Source organism: Enterobacter cloacae complex sp. HYC033_NIDB (assembly GCF_056673335.1).
In genome coordinates this window covers 2,896,086-2,912,996 of record NZ_CP115123.1, presented here as the reverse complement: position 1 = coordinate 2,912,996, position 16,911 = coordinate 2,896,086, and the positions used below count along the sequence as shown (strand labels likewise).

18 protein-coding genes are annotated in these 16,911 nt (G+C 55.5%); 14 read left to right on the top strand and 4 right to left on the bottom strand.

Annotated features, from left to right (window positions below; translation table 11 throughout):
- The first annotated feature begins 40 nt into the window (after nucleotides 1-40).
- On the top strand, nucleotides 41-1,213 hold the full coding sequence (locus O1721_RS14080) for a MalY/PatB family protein (RefSeq protein WP_032648141.1): 1,173 nt from the start codon (nucleotides 41-43) through the stop codon (nucleotides 1,211-1,213).
- 96 nt (nucleotides 1,214-1,309) lie between these two features.
- A complete protein-coding gene (gene add / locus O1721_RS14075) occupies nucleotides 1,310-2,308 on the top strand; it encodes an adenosine deaminase (RefSeq protein WP_479953099.1) in 999 nt (332 codons plus the stop codon).
- Between the two features lie 56 nt (nucleotides 2,309-2,364).
- On the opposite strand, the gene O1721_RS14070 is transcribed toward add, so the two are convergent.
- On the bottom strand, nucleotides 2,365-3,405 hold the full coding sequence (locus O1721_RS14070; protein ID WP_479953096.1) for an oxidoreductase: 1,041 nt from the start codon (nucleotides 3,403-3,405) through the stop codon (nucleotides 2,365-2,367).
- A gap of 239 nt (nucleotides 3,406-3,644) precedes the next feature.
- On the opposite strand from O1721_RS14070, the gene blr reads away from it, so the two are divergent.
- The 12 genes from blr (at nucleotide 3,645) to gstA (ending at nucleotide 13,829) form a co-directional block, all read left to right on the top strand.
- Nucleotides 3,645-3,770 (top strand): division septum protein Blr, encoded by a 126-nt coding sequence (gene blr, locus O1721_RS14065; RefSeq protein ID WP_151884424.1) that lies wholly within the window; start codon nucleotides 3,645-3,647, stop codon nucleotides 3,768-3,770.
- A 229-nt stretch (nucleotides 3,771-3,999) separates the two neighbouring features.
- Complete coding sequence (ydgT, locus tag O1721_RS14060) at nucleotides 4,000-4,215, top strand: transcription modulator YdgT (RefSeq protein ID WP_000217941.1); 216 nt, start codon at nucleotides 4,000-4,002, stop codon at nucleotides 4,213-4,215.
- An 85-nt stretch (nucleotides 4,216-4,300) separates the two neighbouring features.
- Entirely contained in the window at nucleotides 4,301-4,741 is a 441-nt protein-coding gene (locus O1721_RS14055; protein WP_017693547.1) for a DUF2569 domain-containing protein, read from the top strand.
- Between the two features lie 76 nt (nucleotides 4,742-4,817).
- Nucleotides 4,818-5,399 (top strand): electron transport complex subunit RsxA, encoded by a 582-nt coding sequence (gene rsxA, locus O1721_RS14050; RefSeq protein WP_000133206.1) that lies wholly within the window; start codon nucleotides 4,818-4,820, stop codon nucleotides 5,397-5,399.
- Nucleotides 5,399-5,977 (top strand): electron transport complex subunit RsxB, encoded by a 579-nt coding sequence (gene rsxB, locus O1721_RS14045; RefSeq protein ID WP_032648133.1) that lies wholly within the window; start codon nucleotides 5,399-5,401, stop codon nucleotides 5,975-5,977. The genes rsxA and rsxB overlap by 1 nt, the downstream gene beginning before the upstream one ends.
- Nucleotides 5,970-7,991: an electron transport complex subunit RsxC gene (gene rsxC / locus O1721_RS14040; protein WP_032648131.1), complete on the top strand. Its 2,022-nt coding sequence runs from the start codon at nucleotides 5,970-5,972 to the stop codon at nucleotides 7,989-7,991. The genes rsxB and rsxC overlap by 8 nt, the downstream gene beginning before the upstream one ends.
- Nucleotides 7,992-9,044: an electron transport complex subunit RsxD gene (gene rsxD, locus O1721_RS14035; RefSeq protein WP_015570666.1), complete on the top strand. Its 1,053-nt coding sequence runs from the start codon at nucleotides 7,992-7,994 to the stop codon at nucleotides 9,042-9,044.
- Between the two features lie 10 nt (nucleotides 9,045-9,054).
- Complete coding sequence (rsxG, locus tag O1721_RS14030; protein WP_017384591.1) at nucleotides 9,055-9,675, top strand: electron transport complex subunit RsxG; 621 nt, start codon at nucleotides 9,055-9,057, stop codon at nucleotides 9,673-9,675.
- Between the two features lie 2 nt (nucleotides 9,676-9,677).
- Nucleotides 9,678-10,364 (top strand): electron transport complex subunit E, encoded by a 687-nt coding sequence (locus O1721_RS14025; protein WP_003857592.1) that lies wholly within the window; start codon nucleotides 9,678-9,680, stop codon nucleotides 10,362-10,364.
- Nucleotides 10,361-10,996: an endonuclease III gene (gene nth / locus O1721_RS14020; protein ID WP_015570668.1), complete on the top strand. Its 636-nt coding sequence runs from the start codon at nucleotides 10,361-10,363 to the stop codon at nucleotides 10,994-10,996. Before O1721_RS14025 ends, nth begins: the two co-directional genes overlap by 4 nt.
- Nucleotides 10,997-11,609: 613 nt before the next feature.
- Nucleotides 11,610-13,118 (top strand): dipeptide/tripeptide permease DtpA, encoded by a 1,509-nt coding sequence (gene dtpA / locus O1721_RS14015; protein WP_003857596.1) that lies wholly within the window; start codon nucleotides 11,610-11,612, stop codon nucleotides 13,116-13,118.
- 105 nt (nucleotides 13,119-13,223) lie between these two features.
- Nucleotides 13,224-13,829, top strand: coding sequence for a glutathione transferase GstA (gene gstA, locus O1721_RS14010; RefSeq protein ID WP_003857598.1), 606 nt, complete (start codon nucleotides 13,224-13,226; stop codon nucleotides 13,827-13,829).
- A 90-nt stretch (nucleotides 13,830-13,919) separates the two neighbouring features.
- On the opposite strand, the gene pdxY is transcribed toward gstA, so the two are convergent.
- The 3 genes from pdxY to pdxH form a co-directional block, all read right to left on the bottom strand.
- Nucleotides 13,920-14,780, bottom strand: a complete 861-nt coding sequence (gene pdxY, locus O1721_RS14005) for a pyridoxal kinase PdxY (protein WP_015570669.1) — start codon at nucleotides 14,778-14,780, stop codon at nucleotides 13,920-13,922.
- A 66-nt stretch (nucleotides 14,781-14,846) separates the two neighbouring features.
- Nucleotides 14,847-16,121, bottom strand: a complete 1,275-nt coding sequence (gene tyrS, locus O1721_RS14000) for a tyrosine--tRNA ligase (RefSeq protein ID WP_017384594.1) — start codon at nucleotides 16,119-16,121, stop codon at nucleotides 14,847-14,849.
- Nucleotides 16,122-16,246: 125 nt separating this feature from the next.
- Nucleotides 16,247-16,903 (bottom strand): pyridoxamine 5'-phosphate oxidase, encoded by a 657-nt coding sequence (gene pdxH, locus O1721_RS13995; RefSeq protein ID WP_032648127.1) that lies wholly within the window; start codon nucleotides 16,901-16,903, stop codon nucleotides 16,247-16,249.
- Nucleotides 16,904-16,911: the final 8 nt, after the last annotated feature.

Here is a 16,911-nt window from a genome sequence, read left to right as displayed (position 1 = left end):
CCCCTCGTCATGAGGGGGTTTTACTTTACGGAGCACCGTCATGTTTGATTTTTCTACCGTCGTGGATCGACACGGCACCTGGTGTACCCAGTGGGATTATGTCGCTGACCGTTTTGGCGCTGCCGACCTGCTGCCCTTCACCATCTCTGATATGGATTTCGCCACCGCCCCCTGCATTACCGATGCGCTGCACCAGCGAATAAACCACGGGGTGTTTGGCTACAGTCGCTGGAAAAATGACGAATTTCTGGCCGCCGTGGCGCACTGGTTCCGGCAACGCTTTAACAGTCAGATTGATACCGAAACCGTGGTGTATGGGCCGTCGGTCATTTATATGGTCTCGGAGCTGATCCGCCTCTGGTCCTCGCCTGGCGACGGCGTGGTGGTCCATACCCCGGCTTACGATGCCTTTTATAAAGCCATCGAAGGCAACCAGCGTACCGTTGTTTCCGTGCCGATGCAGAAAACAGCGCATGGCTGGGAGGGCAATATGGCCGCGCTGGAAGCGGCGCTGTCAAAACCGGAAAACAAGGTGCTGCTGCTGTGTAGCCCGCAAAACCCGACCGGCAAAGTCTGGACGCGGGAAGAGCTGACCACAATGGCGGCCCTGTGTGAACGTTATGACGTAGCGGTGATCAGCGACGAAATTCATATGGACATGGTATGGGGCACGCATCGTCATACCCCGTGGAATGAGGTTGCACGCGATAAATGGGCGCTGCTGACCTCGGGTTCCAAAAGCTTCAATATTCCGGCGCTGACGGGTGCCTGGGGGCTTATCGCCGATGACGCCAGCCGTAGCGCCTATCTGAATGCATTAAAAGGTCGGGACGGACTCTCTTCCCCTTCCGTGCTGGCGCTGACCGCGCACATTGCTGCCTACCGACAGGGAGAACCCTGGCTGGACGCGCTGCGGACCTATCTCGAAGAAAACCTGCGCTACATTGCTGACGAACTGAATACTGCATTTCCGACACTCAACTGGCAACCGCCCGAGGCCACCTATCTGGCATGGATCGATCTTAGCCCACTCGGTATAGATGACAAGACGCTGCAAAACGTGCTGATTGAACAGCAAAAAGTGGCCATCATGCCGGGATATACCTATGGGGATGAAGGTAAAGGCTATGTGCGTCTGAACGCTGGCTGTCCGCGTAGTAAACTTGAACAGGGCGTTCAACGCCTTATCGCTGGCATCAACACTCTGCTGTAAATCATTTGCGCAACGGAATATTCCCTTGCGCAAATAGCTTTTTACCCCGTTTTGTTTTTATAATATGGCGCACTTTAACCAGCAAAGAGTGCGACCATGATTGATACACGCCTGCCTTTAACTGATATTCACCGCCACCTCGACGGAAACATTCGTGCCCAAACCATTCTCGATCTTGGTCGCCAGTTCAATTTAACCCTCCCTGCCGAAACGCTTGAAACCCTGATCCCGCATGTTCAGGTCACGTCGAACGAACCGGATCTGGTGAGTTTTCTGAGCAAGCTCGACTGGGGCGTGAAGATGCTGGCCTCGGTCGATGCCTGTCGCCGTGTCGCCTTTGAAAACATCGAAGATGCCGCGCGTAACGGCCTGCACTATGTTGAACTGCGTTTCTCCCCGGGCTATATGGCGATGACCCACAACCTCCCCGTAGCGGGCGTGGTTGAAGCGGTCATTGAAGGCGTGCGTGAAGGCTGCAAAACCTTTGACGTTCAGGCGCGTTTGATCGGCATTATGAGCCGTACCTTCGGTGAAGCGGCCTGTCTTCAGGAGCTGGAAGCATTACTGGCGCATCGCGACCAGATCACCGCCATCGACCTGGCCGGTGACGAGCTGGGCTTCCCGGGCAGTCTGTTCCTGTCTCATTTCAACCGCGCACGTGATGCAGGATGGCATATTACCGTTCATGCGGGGGAAGCCGCGGGGCCGGAAAGCATCTGGCAGGCCATTCGTGAGCTGGGTGCGGAACGTATAGGTCATGGCGTGAAAGCCATTGAAGATCCCGCGCTGATGGATTTCCTCGCCGAACAACGTATTGGAATCGAATCCTGCCTGACCTCCAATATTCAGACCAGTACAGTGGCGTCGCTGGCGCAACACCCGCTGAAAACCTTCCTCGAGCACGGGGTGCTGGCTTCGCTGAACACGGACGATCCGGCGATTCAGGGCGTGGATATTATTCACGAATACAACATCGCCGCACCACAGGCCGGGCTGAGCCGCGAGCAGATCCGTCAGGCGCAAATCAACGGGCTGGAGATCGCCTTCCTGACGCCTGAAGAGAAACAGGCGCTGCGCGATAAAGTTGCTCAGTAGTCCTCTTTACTGCCGGGTGGCGCTGCGCTTACCCGGCCTACGAAAGCGTTTGGCACTTATGCCAGACAGAGCGTTGCGCGATGTTTGGCAGATTCGATCCCGAGCTCGATCAGCTCCATAATCTGGATTGCCTGGCTTGCGGGAACCGGATTTTCACCTGAACCGTTCAGCGCGTCACGAATGGCGGCGTAATACGCTGGATAGTTCCCCGGCAGGGTCAATACCGTCTCTTCAACCAGTACCTCCCCCTCCGCACGCGTCACCACCCCGTCGCGCATGTCGTAGCCCCAGTCCTCCTGCGGTAAGCGTTCGCCATTTTTGAGGCGCTCTTCCTGCGGATCCAGGCCGAACTTCACATAGCTGCCGCGCGCCCCGTGAATGATATAGCGGGCCGATTCCGCCGCCGCAAGCATTGTCCCGTGCAGCACAATGCGCCGCTGCGGATAACTCAAAATGGCATGGAAATAGTCGGTGGTCTGCGCCCCCGGCCTGAGCTGCGCTAAATCGACCGTCATGCTCACGGGCAAACCAAACAGATGAACGGCCTGATCGAGAAGATGCGGCGCTAAGTCATACCAGATGCCGCTACCCGGTCCCGCCTGCTCGCGCCAGCGATCTCGCACCTGCGGACGATAACGATCGAAGTGCGACTCAAAAAAGGCAATTTCGCCGAGCGTGCCTTCGTTTATCAGCGCCTTAACCGTCAGGAAATCGCTGTCCCAGCGCCGATTTTGAAAGACCGATAATAACCGACCCAGACTTCGCGCCAGCGCATCCAGCTCGCGCGCCTGTGACAACGTCACGGTGAAGGGCTTATCGACAACAACATGTTTCCCTGCCTCCAGCGCCGCTTTCGCCAGGGGGAAATGAGTGTCGTTAGGAGTTGGAATGATAATAAGGTCAATATTAGGATCGTTAAACAGATGCTTAGGCTCCGTTACCACCGGCACGGCTGGCCAGTCGGCGCGGACCTTAGTCTCATCGCTGCTTGTGATAGCCGCCAGTTCCATTCCCGGCGTGCCGGCAACCAGCGGTGCATGAAAGGTTTTGCTTGCGTACCCGTAGCCAATAAGACCGACGCGGATGTTTTCACTCATCGTTTGCCCCCTCGCTGTGCGCTTATTTATCACTGGCCTTGTGCTTAACGCACAGATTAATAATGTGCCCTGTGAGTTAAAATAGCATCTCGCGACAGCGTTTTTTGTTACCTCGCATTAAAGTGTGTATATGGGTTCGAGGAATCGTTCCCAAAGCGCTTGCTCTGGCGAAAAGGGCGCTGTAACATTTGTAATCTGTATTTATGGATAAATTACAAACACAAATTATGTCGTCAATAATTAATCGAATCATTGAATTAGCGGGATGGATTGTCCTTGGGGTTTCAGTCGTGTTGCTCGGCATCGCCAGCCATATCGATAACTACCAGCCGCCGGAGCCTGTTACTGTCGCACAACAAAAGTAAGCCGTGTCGTCATAAAGCGTGACACATTACGTCATGGAACGTATTGCCAGCCGTAATGAACGGGGTTACCCTTCTCTTCCAGGCATCTGCTGATGCCTGATTCTTCGCAAAGAAAACTCCTAATTTCGTCGCGTTACCCGAGTGGACAGTTTACGTCTTTATTAATCCGTTTATTATTCGAACGCATTACCTTTATGGGTATTACCCTTTTATATGGAAACTTATTAACATGACAGTTCAGGACTATTTATTAAAATTTCGTAAGATCAATTCCCTTGAAAGCCTGGAAAAACTGTTTGACCATCTGAACTACACGCTGTCGGATAATCAGGACATCATCAATATGTACCGCGCTGCTGACCATCGTCGCGCCGAACTGGTCTCTGGCGGTCGTCTGTTCAATGTGGGGGAAGTGCCTAAATCCGTATGGCGTTACGTTGTATAAGAAAGTAGCCTTCGGCGTGAAATGTTATATACTCTCCGCCCTGCAAATTTCTGTATAACATTTCGCGCAGACTATGGGAGAGCGTATGACCGCATTGCCTGGAGAGAGAATTGGGGGCTGGTTAATCGCCCCGCTGGCATGGCTGCTGGTGGCATTATTAAGCGCTTCGCTGGCGCTGTTGCTATACACCACCGCACTGGTTACGCCTCATGCTATCCAGACACTGATGTCCCAGAGTGCGCTCAATATTGCAACGTGGTTTGTGTCGTTCGTTTTCGCGATCGCGATGTGGTACTACACGCTGTGGCTGACTATCGCCTTCTTCAAACGCCGCAAAAACGTGCCAAAACATTACATTATCTGGCTGCTGGTCTCCGTGCTGCTGGCTGTCAAAGCATTCGCTTTCTCGCCAGTGTCTGACGCGCTGGCGGTTCGCCAGTTACTGTTTCCGCTACTGGCGACGGCGCTTCTGGTCCCTTATTTCAAGCGTTCGACGCGCGTTAAGAAGACCTTTGTCAACCCGTAATAACCTTACAGTTAACCTGTTGTGGCCTGTTGTCGTTTATCCGATAATAGGCGGCTATTTTATTTCAGGCTAAATAATGACCGATTACTTACTGCTCTTTGTCGGAACTGTGCTGGTTAATAACTTCGTACTGGTGAAGTTCCTTGGCCTGTGCCCGTTTATGGGCGTCTCCAAAAAGCTGGAGACGGCAATGGGCATGGGGCTGGCGACCACCTTCGTGATGACGATGGCCTCCATTTGCGCATGGCTGATTGATACCTGGATCCTGATCCCGCTCGACATGCTCTACCTGCGCACCTTGTCCTTTATTCTGGTCATTGCGGTTGTGGTGCAATTTACCGAGATGGTGGTGCGGAAAACCAGCCCTGCCCTGTATCGCCTGCTGGGCATTTTCCTGCCTCTCATCACCACCAACTGCGCGGTGCTGGGCGTGGCGCTGCTCAATATCAACCTTGGGCATAATTTCCTGCAATCGGCGTTGTACGGTTTTTCCGCGGCGGTCGGTTTCTCTTTTGTTATGGTCCTGTTCGCCTCGATTCGCGAGCGTCTGGCCGCGGCGGATATTCCCGCGCCGTTTCGCGGTAACGCCATCGCTCTGGTGACCGCAGGTTTAATGTCTCTGGCCTTTATGGGCTTTAGTGGTCTGGTGAAGTTGTAATGAGTGCTATCTGGATTGCCATCGCGTCCATCAGCGTACTGGGACTCGTCTTTGGCATTATTCTGGGTTATGCCTCCCGCCGGTTTGCGGTGGAGGACGATCCGGTGGTTGAAAAAATTGATGAACTTTTACCGCAGAGCCAGTGCGGGCAGTGCGGCTACCCTGGCTGCCGCCCTTACGCTGAGGCGGTGGGCGTGCAGGGCGAAAAGATCAACCGCTGCGCACCGGGTGGCGAAGCGGTCATGCTTAAAATAGCTGCCCTGCTGAACGTCGATCCCCAGCCTGTCGACGGCGATGAACAGGCCCAGGAGCCCGTTCGTGCCCTTGCTGTCATCGACGAAGCCAACTGCATTGGCTGCACCAAATGTATTCAGGCGTGTCCAGTTGACGCCATTGTGGGCGCAACGCGCGCGATGCACACCGTTGTGGCGGATCTGTGCACCGGCTGTAATCTCTGCATGGCGCCCTGCCCGACGCAGTGTATAGAACTACGCCCGGTTGAAACGACTACTGAAAGCTGGAAGTGGGACCTTCAGACCATTCCGGTTCGCAATATTCCTGTGGAACAACATGCTTAAGTTATTTTCTGCCTTCAGAAAAGAGAAGATCTGGGATTTCGACGGCGGCATTCATCCGCCTGAGATGAAATCGCAGTCTAACGGCACGCCGCTGCGCCAGATCCCGCTGGCGACCCGTTACGTTATGCCCCTTAAACAGCATATCGGCGCGGAAGGTGAACTGTGCGTGAAAGAAGGCGATAGCGTTCTTCGCGGCCAGCCGCTGACCTTTGGTCGCGGACGGATGTTGCCGATACATGCCCCGACTTCCGGTAAGGTGGTGGCTGTTGCCCCCCATACCGTTGCCCATCCGTCGGCGTTGTCTGAGCTGAGCGTGATCATTGAAGCCGATGGTGAAGACCGCTGGATCGATCGTGACGGCTGGAGCGACTACCGTTCCCACAGCCGTGAAGCGCTGATTGAACGCATTCATCAGTTCGGCGTGGCGGGTCTGGGAGGCGCAGGCTTCCCGACCGGCGCTAAGCTTCACGGCGGCGGCGATAAAATCGAAACGCTGATCATCAACGCCGCCGAGTGCGAACCGTACATCACCGCCGATGACCGTCTGATGCAGGACTGTGCCGCGCAGGTGGTGGAAGGGATTCGCATTCTTGCGCATATTCTGCAACCCCGCGAAGTGCTGATCGGTATTGAGGACAATAAACCGCAGGCCATTTCGATGCTGCGTGCGGTACTGGCGGACAGCCACGATATCGCCCTGCGAGTGATCCCGACCAAATACCCGTCCGGCGGGGCAAAACAGCTGACGCAGATCCTGACCGGCAAACAGGTCCCCCACGGGGGCCGTTCGTCCGACATCGGCGTGCTGATGCAAAACGTGGGAACCGCCTACGCGGTGAAACGTGCGGTGATTGACGGCGAGCCATTGACCGTGCGCGTCGTCACGCTGACCGGTGAGTCCGTCTCCCGTCCCGGCAACGTCTGGGCGCGTCTGGGTACGCCGGTGCGTCATCTGCTGGAACAGGCTGGCTTCTGCCCGGGTAGCGATCAACTGGTCATTATGGGTGGCCCGCTGATGGGCTTTACCCTGCCGTGGCTGGATGTGCCGGTGGTGAAGATTACCAACTGCCTGCTCGCCCCTTCCCCAACGGAGATGGGCGAAACGCAGGAAGAGAAAGGCTGCATACGCTGTAGCGCCTGTGCGGACGCATGCCCGGCAGATTTACTGCCGCAGCAGTTGTACTGGTACAGCAAAGGCCAGTTGCACGATAAAGCCCAGGCGCATAACCTGGCTGACTGTATTGAATGCGGTGCCTGCGCCTGGGTCTGCCCAAGCAATATTCCGCTGGTGCAATACTTCCGTCAGGAGAAAGCCGAAATCTACGCCATCTCCATGGAAGAAAAACGTGCCGCTGAAGCGAAGGCCCGCTTTGAAGCGCGTCAGGCGCGACTGGAGCGCGAGAAACAAGCCCGTCAGGAACGCCATAAGCAGGCTGCCGTCCAGCCTGCGGCGAAAGATCAGGATGCCATTAACGCAGCCCTGGCCCGCGTGCGCGAGAAGAAAGCCACCGCCGCCCAGACGGTTGTGATCGCTCCGGGAGAAAGACCGGACAACAGCGAAGCGATTGCGGCTCGCGAAGCGCGTAAAGCCGAAGCTCGCGCGCGTCAGGCGGAGAAAGCGCAACACGCCAAACCGGAAGCCGACATCGACCCGCGTAAAGCGGCGGTGGAAGCGGCTATCGCCAGGGCAAAAGCCCGTAAGGCCGGTCAGCAGACAGTGGTGGTTGAACAGGAAGCGACGGATCCGCGCAAGGCGGCCGTTGAAGCCGCTATCGCCCGTGCCAAAGCACGAAAAGCGGCACAGGTTCAGCCTGCCGAAGAGAGTGAAGCGCCTGTCGACCCGCGTAAAGCCGCCGTTGAAGCGGCCATCGCCCGTGCCAAAGCACGAAAAGCGGCACAGCAGGACGAACGGCCTGCGGCCGCCAACGACGATCCACGCAAAGCCGCAGTCGCCGCCGCGATTGCGCGCGTTCAGGCAAAGAAAGCCGCGCAGCAAGCCGTTAACGAGGATTAAATGGTTTTCAGAATTGCAAGTTCCCCTTATACCCATAACCAGCGCCAGACATCGCGTATTATGATGCTGGTGTGCCTGGCCGCGCTGCCAGGTATTGCCGTACAGTGTTGGTTTTTCGGCTGGGGTACGCTTTTCCAGTTAGTTCTGGGTTGCGCCAGTGCCGTCGCAGCGGAAGCAGCGATCCTGAAGCTGCGCAAAATGGAAGTGACTCGCATCCTGAGCGATAACTCCGCCCTGTTGACCGGCCTGTTGCTGGCCATCAGCATTCCCCCGTTCGCCCCGTGGTGGATGGTGGTATTGGGAACGGTGTTTGCGGTGATCATCGCCAAGCAGCTGTACGGCGGGCTGGGCCATAACCCGTTTAACCCGGCGATGATTGGCTACGTGGTACTGCTGATCTCCTTCCCGGTACAGATGACCAGCTGGCTGCCACCGCATGAGATCGCCGCCACCGTCCCCGGCTTTATGGATGCCCTGCACGTTATCTTTACCGGCCACACCGCGCTGGGCGCAGATATGAACGCGCTTCGCATGGGCGTGGACGGCATCAGCCAGGCCACCCCGCTCGATACCTTCAAAACCTCCCTGCGTGCCGGACACAGCGTGGAGCAGGTGATGAAATCGTCTATTTACAGCGGCGTACTGGCGGGTGCTGGCTGGCAGTGGGTCAATCTGGCCTATTTGTTGGGCGGCGCGTTCCTGCTGCAACAGAAGGCGATCCGCTGGCATATTCCGGTGAGCTTCCTGGTGACGCTGGCCGTCTGCTCGACGCTCGGCTGGGTCATCTCACCTGAGTCACTGGCCAGCCCGCAGCTCCATCTGCTCTCCGGCGCGACCATGCTCGGGGCATTCTTTATTCTGACCGATCCGGTCACCGCGTCTACCACCAACCGTGGTCGTCTGATTTTCGGCGCGCTGGCGGGCTTGCTGGTCTGGCTTATTCGCAGCTTTGGCGGTTATCCGGACGGCGTGGCATTTGCCGTGCTGCTGGCTAACATCACCGTTCCGCTCATCGACTACTACACGCGGCCACGCGTGTACGGTCATCGCTAAGGGTCACGCCATGCTAAAAACAATGCAAAAACACGGCGTTACGCTGGCGATCTTCGCTGCCGCCCTCACCGGGCTGACCGCGCTGGTAAATGAACTGACGAAAACTACCATTGCAGAGCAGGCAATGAAGCAGCAAAAGACGCTGTTCGATCAGGTGATCCCATCCGACCTCTACGATAATGACCTGCAAAAAAGCTGCTTTGTCGTGCAGGCTCCGCAGCTCGGTAAAGGACCCCATCGCGTTTATATTGCCCGCAAGGGCGATAATCCCGTGGGTGCCGTCATGGAAGCCACCGCGCCGGACGGTTACTCCGGTGCGATTCAGCTGCTGGTTGGCAGCGATTTTTCCGGCACCGTGCTGGGCACGCGCGTGACGGAACATCACGAAACGCCGGGCCTTGGCGACAAAATTGAAACACGCTTAAGCGACTGGATCTTACACTTCGCCGGTAAGATGATTCATGGCGAAGACGATCCTGCTTTCGCGGTGAAAAAAGATGGCGGCGAGTTTGACCAGTTCACGGGTGCCACGATTACCCCGCGCGCGGTGGTCAACGCCGTCAAGCGCGCCGGGCTGTATGCCGAAACGCTGCCCGCGCAGATCAATCATCTTTCCACCTGTGAGGAGTGACCATGAGCCAGGTTAAAGAGGTTATCGTCCAGGGTCTCTGGAAGAACAACTCCGCGCTGGTACAGCTGCTGGGGCTGTGTCCGCTGCTGGCGGTGACGTCTACCGCCACCAACGCGCTCGGGCTGGGGCTGGCGACCACGCTGGTGCTGACCCTGACTAACTTTTCCATTTCTGTTTTGCGCCGCTGGACGCCGTCGGAAATCCGTATTCCGATCTATGTCATGATCATTGCGTCGGTGGTCAGCGTGGTGCAAATGCTGATTAACGCCTACGCATTTGGCCTGTACCAGTCGCTCGGGATTTTCATTCCGCTTATCGTGACTAACTGTATTGTCGTAGGCCGCGCTGAAGCCTTTGCGGTGAAAAACAATCCGGCCATATCCGCGCTGGATGGTTTTTCCATCGGCATGGGCGCGACTGCCGCCATGTTCGTTCTCGGTTCTCTGCGTGAAATTTTGGGCAACGGTACGCTCTTCGACGGTGCGGACGCGCTGCTTGGCGGCTGGGCGAAGTCGCTGCGTATTGAGGTGTTCCATACGGACACTCCGTTCCTGCTGGCCATGCTGCCGCCTGGCGCCTTCATTGGCCTTGGGATGATGCTGGCGTTAAAATACCTGATTGATGAAAAACGTAAACGCCGCGCCGCTGAGCGCAGCGTACAGGAAGGGATCCCCGAGAAAGCAGTATGAATAAAGAGAAACGCATTGCGATCCTGACGCGCCTGCGCGATGAGAATCCTCATCCTACGACAGAGCTGAACTTTAACTCGCCGTTTGAACTGTTGATCGCGGTGCTGCTCTCTGCACAGGCGACGGACGTGAGCGTCAACAAAGCCACGGCCCTGCTCTACCCTGTCGCCAATACGCCGCAGGCCATGCTGGAGCTGGGCGTTGAAGGTGTGAAATCCTATATCAAGACCATTGGCCTGTTTAACAGCAAGGCCGAAAACGTCATTAAGACCTGCCGGATCCTGCTGGAGCAGCACGGCGGTGAAGTCCCGGAAGACCGCGCTGCGCTGGAAGCGTTGCCGGGCGTCGGGCGTAAAACGGCAAATGTGGTGCTGAACACGGCGTTTGGCTGGCCGACCATCGCCGTAGATACCCATATCTTTCGCGTCTCTAACCGTACCCGGTTCGCGCCGGGTAAAAACGTGGAAGAGGTGGAAGAGAAGCTTTTAAAAGTGGTCCCGGCGGAATTTAAGGTGGACTGCCACCACTGGCTGATCCTGCACGGACGGTATACCTGTATTGCCCGTAAGCCACGCTGCGGTTCCTGCATTATCGAAGATCTCTGCGAATACAAAGAAAAAGTCTATCCCTGAGCGTAAACCACCTAACTTCTTACCTGTTCAAGCCCTTAATATTAACAAGGGCTCTGATATCTTCCCGATTGACCATAAATTGCCCTCTCTTTCTCCTTAACGCATTGTCGATTCTTCGGTCATTTAACACTCAAAGAGGTTAATAGTTTTTTCATCACCAAAAATTTCTATACATCTGTGATCGCGATCACTCTGATAACCTGATGTTGGATTTTTGTTGTTAAAACCCGCCCAACCCCTTTGTCAGACAAGATTTCATCGATTCCATACCGCACATAAGACCAGTCATTTTTCAGAATATGGGCTATATCACTGCCAATCACCCAAAATAGCAGAACATATCGCCATACAGCCGTTGAACAGGGTCGTTTACAGTGAAAAAAACCATCAATTTTGAACGGATGAGATTTAACGCTGTATAACATTTGCATGAACCGATGATTATACCGCCAGAGTTATATGTAACAGATTATTACAAACGTATTGCCAGATGGGGCTGGATAGTGAACATTACCCGCCGTTTCCCCTCCCAATATAACTATAAAGCGGATGGACTACGGTCATCACGCTATGAACACCCCCGTTAATATGGGATGTAAAAAAAGAGGTATATGTGTCTACTGCAAACAATAAACCAACAGATGAGAGCGTAAGTCTTAACGCTTTCAAACAGCCTAAAGCGTTCTATCTCATTTTCTCGATCGAATTATGGGAACGTTTTGGCTACTACGGCCTGCAAGGGATCATGGCGGTTTACCTGGTTAAACAGCTGGGTATGTCTGAAGCCGATTCCATCACGCTGTTCTCTTCCTTCAGCGCCCTGGTGTATGGCCTGGTCGCTATCGGCGGCTGGTTAGGCGATAAAGTCCTCGGTACTAAACGAGTCATTATGCTGGGCGCCGTTGTTCTGGCGATTGGCTATGGGCTGGTTGCCTGGTCCGGGCACGATGCAGGTGTGGTTTACATGGGTATGGCTACCATCGCGGTAGGTAACGGCCTCTTCAAGGCGAACCCGTCTTCCCTGCTCTCTACCTGCTACAGCAAAGATGACCCGCGTCTGGACGGTGCATTTACCATGTACTACATGTCCATCAACATCGGTTCCTTCTTCTCTATGCTGGCAACCCCATGGCTGGCCGCCAAATTCGGCTGGAGCGTAGCGTTTGCGCTGAGCTTCGTGGGTATGCTGATCACCGTTGTGAACTTCCTGTTCTGCCGTAGCTGGGTTAAAGACTATGGTTCAAAACCAGACTTCGAACCCGTGCACATGGGCAAACTGCTGGCAACCATCGTCGGCATCGTGATCCTGGCCGCTGTTGCCACCTGGCTGCTGCATAACCAGGGCGTAGCACGTGCCGTACTGGGCGTGGTTGCGCTGGGTATCGTGATTATCTTTGCGAAAGAAGCCTTCGCGATGCAGGGTGCGGCACGTCGTAAGATGATTGTGGCGTTCATTCTGATGCTGGAAGCGATCATCTTCTTCGTTCTGTACAGCCAGATGCCAACGTCTCTGAACTTCTTCGCTATCCGCAACGTTGAGCACTCCATCCTCGGTATCGCGTTCGAGCCGGAGCAGTATCAGGCCCTGAACCCGTTCTGGATCATGATTGGTAGCCCGATTCTGGCCGCTATCTATAACAAGATGGGCGACCGTCTGCCTATGCCGCACAAGTTCGCTATCGGTATGGTGCTGTGCTCTGGCGCATTCCTGGTGCTGCCGCTGGGGACGAAATTCGCGACCGACGCGGGTATCGTGTCTGTTAACTGGCTGATCCTGAGCTATGCGCTGCAATCTATCGGTGAACTGATGATCTCCGGTCTGGGCCTGGCGATGGTTGCGCAGCTGGTCCCTCAGCGTCTGATGGGCTTCATCATGGGTAGCTGGTTCCTGACCACCGCTGGCGCGGCTATCATCGCAGGTAAGATTGCGAACCTGATGGCGGTACCAGACAACGTTACCGACCCGCTGGTTTCCCTGAATGTCTACGGCACCGTATTCATGCAAATTGGTATCGCGACCGCCGTGATTGCCGTGCTGATGCTGCTGACCGCACCTAAACTGAATCGTATGACCCAGGACGACGACAAATCCGCTAAAGCGATCAAAACCGCGAACGCGTAATGTCATCGGGAAACGACTGAACAGAAGCCGCTAATTGATTAGCGGCTTTTTTTTTATCCGAACGCGCACTAACATAGCTGGAACCTCAGCAAAAAGGAGTTACCGATGAAACTGTTCTATAAACCGGGCGCCTGCTCTCTTGCTTCCCATATTACGCTTCGCGAGAGCGGTAAAGATTTCACGCTGGACGGCGTTGACCTGATGAAAAAGCGTCTGGAAAACGGGGATGACTTTTTTGCGATTAACCCAAAAGGCCAGGTTCCGGCCCTGCTGCTGGATGATGGCACCCTGCTGACCGAAGGGGTGGCGATTATGCAATTCCTGGCGGACAACGTACCGGATCGTCAGCTCCTTGCCCCCACCGGCAGCATTGCGCGTTATAAAACGCTGGAGTGGCTGAACTATATTGCCACCGAACTGCACAAAGGCTTTACGCCCCTGTTCCGCCCGGACACGCCGGAAGAGTACAAACCTACCGTGCGCGCGCTGCTGGAGAAAAAGTTGCAGTACGTTAACGACGCGCTGAAAGACGACCAGTGGATCTGTGGCTCGCGTTTCACCATCGCCGATGCCTATCTGTTTACCGTTCTGCGCTGGGCGCGCGCGGTTAAGCTGAACATGGAAGGATTAGACCATGTCGCATCGTATATGACGCGCGTGGCGGAGCGTCCTGCGGTGGCAGCGGCGCTGAAAGCGGAAGGGTTGAATTAACCGAGCGGCCTGGATTGCCGGGTGGCGCTGACGCTTACCCGGCCTATAAATTCCGTAGGCCCGTGCAAGCGCAGCGGCGCCGGGCGTTTTCTAAAGCTGCGTTGCGCTAAAATAGTGCTCCGGCTTCGCGATGCGATCCTGCGCCGCGACGACCTGGAGCTCATATTCCTGCATCGTCTTCGTCGCAATCATGATTTCATAAACGGCTGCGGTGACGTGCTCCAGCGCATCGCGCAGGCTCGCGCCCTGCAATAGCTTCACCAGCAGCAAACCGCTGGTCACATCCCCGACCCCGACAGGCTGACGTGCACCGAAATCCACCAGCGGTCGACTGATATGCCAGGCTTCATCCTTCGTCACCAGCAGCATTTCAAAACGGTCCTGGCTCAACCCTGCGCGTGCCAGGTGCTTAACCAGCACAATCTCTGGCCCCTGGGCGATCAGCTCGCGAGAGGCGCTTACAGCCTCTTCTACGCTGTTGACCGGATGCTCGCACAGGATCTCAAGTTCAATCAGGTTGGGGGCAATAATATCGCTGGCGGGCAATGCATGACGGACATGAAACTCCGCAACACCCGGCGCTACGATGCAGCCTTTTTCAGGATGTCCCATTACCGGATCGCAGAAATATTTCGCCGCGGGGTTTGCCGCTTTCACCTGGCGCACAATGCCGAGGATATGTTCCCCCTGCTCCGCCGAACCCAGATAGCCGCTCAGTACGGCATCGCAGCGTTTAAGCTGGTCGATATCCGCAATCCCCTGAACGATTTCCGTCAGATGCGACGGCGGCATTACGCAGCCGGTCCATTTACCGTATTGGGTGTGATTCGAGAACTGGACGGTATTGAGGGGCCAGACGTTAACGCCGAGGCGGCGCATCGGGAATTCCGCAGCGCTGTTGCCAGCATGTCCAAACACAACGTGGGACTGAATGGCGAGGATGTTCTTCATGTTGTACTTACCAAACCCTGTCAAAACAAAAGGGGCGTGGTTTCCCACGCCCCTGCATACTTTTAATTACTTCCAGCAGACCAGGCAGTAATTTTTCTTACCGCGACGCAGCAGCGTGTAGCGACCATAGAGACGGTCGTTCTCGGTAAAGGTGTATTCCGGATCGGCCTGTTTTTCGCCATTAATGGTGATCGCGTTAGAGGCGATGGTTTTACGCGCCTGACCGCGAGACGGCTGGAGCTCGGAGTCCACCAGCGCCTGCATCAGATCGGCGCCTTTTTCCATCTCAACCATCGGCACGCCATCCTGCGCCAGCTGTTCGAAATCCGCTTCGCTTAAATCGCTCAGGGTTCCGTTGAACAGGCTAGCCGTAATGCGCTTCGCCGCCGCCAGACCTTCTTCGCCGTGAACCAGTTTAGTCACTTCGTCCGCCAGCACGTACTGGGCGCGTGGTGCTTTACCGCTGTTCTTGTCTTCTTCTTCCAGCGCATTGATTTCTTCGATATCCATAAAGGTGAAGAACTTCAGGAAGCGATAAACGTCGGCATCCGCCGTGTTGATCCAGAACTGGTAGAACTTGTACGGGCTGGTTTTCTTCGGATCCAGCCATACCGCGCCGCCTTCGGTCTTACCGAACTTGGTACCGTCGGCTTTGGTGATCAACGGCACGGTCAGACCAAACACCTGATTCTGGTGGAGGCGACGGGTCAGATCGATACCGGAGGTGATGTTACCCCACTGGTCGGAACCGCCAATTTGCAGAGAGACGCCGTGCAGTTTGTTCAGGCAGGCGAAGTCATACCCCTGCAACAGGTTGTAGGAGAATTCGGTGAAAGAAATACCCTGATCGTCACGGTTAAGACGCTGCTTCACTGCTTCTTTGTTAATCATCTGGTTAACAGAGAAGTGTTTGCCGATGTCACGCAGGAACGTCAGCACGTTCATGCCACCAAACCAGTCGTAGTTGTTCGCCGCAATCGCAGAGTTGTCACCGCAGTCGAAATCCAGGAACGGTGCAACCTGTTTACGGATCTTATCCACCCACTCCTGCACGGTGTCTTCGGTATTCAGCTTACGCTCAGCGGCTTTGAAACTTGGGTCGCCAATCAGACCGGTCGCGCCGCCAACCAGTGCGACAGGCTTATGGCCGGCCATCTGGAAGCGTTTCAGGCATAACAATGGAACAAGATGCCCCAAATGCAAGCTGTCAGCGGTGGGATCGAAGCCGCAATAGAGCGCGATCGGGCCTTGCGCCAGTCGCTCTGCTAACGCTTCCTCGTCCGTCACCTGGGCCACGAGGCCCCGCTCTTGCAATTGTTTAATCAAGTTACTGCTTGCCATCAAATTCTCCATGTATAAACGACTGCACCTTTGCCGGTACACGACTTTTCGCCTGATGCGAAAGGACCATAGAATAAAGCGCCAGCGCGGTGTGCGCTAGCGCTTAAATCAACAAATTTTGGGGATTACGGGGCCAGTCTGTCGATTTTCCAGCCACCGTTGTCGCGCTGGTATAAAAAGCGGTCGTGGAGACGGTGTTCACCGCCCTGCCAGAACTCAATCTGTTCAATGGGGATGCGGAACCCGCCCCAGAAACTCGGCAGCGGTACTTCACCCTGCTGAAACTTCTGTTTGAGTTCGAGGAATTTACTCTCCAGCACGCCGCGGGCTGAGATTCGGCTGGACTGTTTAGAGACCCAGGCGCCGATCTGACTGTCGCGCGGGCGGCTGTGGAAATATTTTACCACTTCGAGCGTAGAGAGGCGCTCCGCCTTGCCGGTGACCATCACCTGGCGCTCCAGCATATGCCACGGGAAGAGCAGGCTAATACGCGGATTATTTTCCAGGTGATGCGCTTTACGACTGCCAAGGTTGGTGTAGAACACCAGCCCTTTCTCGTCATAATGCTTGAGAAGAACGATGCGTTGATACGGCTGACCATTTTCATCAACCGTGGCAACGACCATTGCCGTCGGGTCAGCCAGTTTCGCTTCGCAGGCCTGCTTCAGCCAGCGTTCAAAAAGCACCAGCGGTTCGGCGGGAAGATCCTGGCGGCGCAGACCGCCTTTGGTGTATTCACGGCGCAGATGCGCAATTTGCTGTAGTTCGTCGTTATCTGACATGGCGTTAG

Coding starts and splice junctions, on each gene's coding strand:
- gstA (WP_003857598.1), top strand. CDS start 13,224: ATGAAACTGTTCTATAAACCGGGCGCCTGCTCTCTTGCTTCCCATATT.
- nth (WP_015570668.1), top strand. CDS start 10,361: ATGAATAAAGAGAAACGCATTGCGATCCTGACGCGCCTGCGCGATGAG.
- O1721_RS14055 (WP_017693547.1), top strand. CDS start 4,301: ATGACCGCATTGCCTGGAGAGAGAATTGGGGGCTGGTTAATCGCCCCG.
- rsxA (WP_000133206.1), top strand. CDS start 4,818: ATGACCGATTACTTACTGCTCTTTGTCGGAACTGTGCTGGTTAATAAC.
- O1721_RS14080 (WP_032648141.1), top strand. CDS start 41: ATGTTTGATTTTTCTACCGTCGTGGATCGACACGGCACCTGGTGTACC.
- add (WP_479953099.1), top strand. CDS start 1,310: ATGATTGATACACGCCTGCCTTTAACTGATATTCACCGCCACCTCGAC.
- O1721_RS14025 (WP_003857592.1), top strand. CDS start 9,678: ATGAGCCAGGTTAAAGAGGTTATCGTCCAGGGTCTCTGGAAGAACAAC.
- pdxH (WP_032648127.1), bottom strand. CDS start 16,903: ATGTCAGATAACGACGAACTACAGCAAATTGCGCATCTGCGCCGTGAA.
- ydgT (WP_000217941.1), top strand. CDS start 4,000: ATGACAGTTCAGGACTATTTATTAAAATTTCGTAAGATCAATTCCCTT.
- pdxY (WP_015570669.1), bottom strand. CDS start 14,780: ATGAAGAACATCCTCGCCATTCAGTCCCACGTTGTGTTTGGACATGCT.
- rsxD (WP_015570666.1), top strand. CDS start 7,992: ATGGTTTTCAGAATTGCAAGTTCCCCTTATACCCATAACCAGCGCCAG.
- O1721_RS14070 (WP_479953096.1), bottom strand. CDS start 3,405: ATGAGTGAAAACATCCGCGTCGGTCTTATTGGCTACGGGTACGCAAGC.
- rsxB (WP_032648133.1), top strand. CDS start 5,399: ATGAGTGCTATCTGGATTGCCATCGCGTCCATCAGCGTACTGGGACTC.
- rsxC (WP_032648131.1), top strand. CDS start 5,970: ATGCTTAAGTTATTTTCTGCCTTCAGAAAAGAGAAGATCTGGGATTTC.
- tyrS (WP_017384594.1), bottom strand. CDS start 16,121: ATGGCAAGCAGTAACTTGATTAAACAATTGCAAGAGCGGGGCCTCGTG.
- rsxG (WP_017384591.1), top strand. CDS start 9,055: ATGCTAAAAACAATGCAAAAACACGGCGTTACGCTGGCGATCTTCGCT.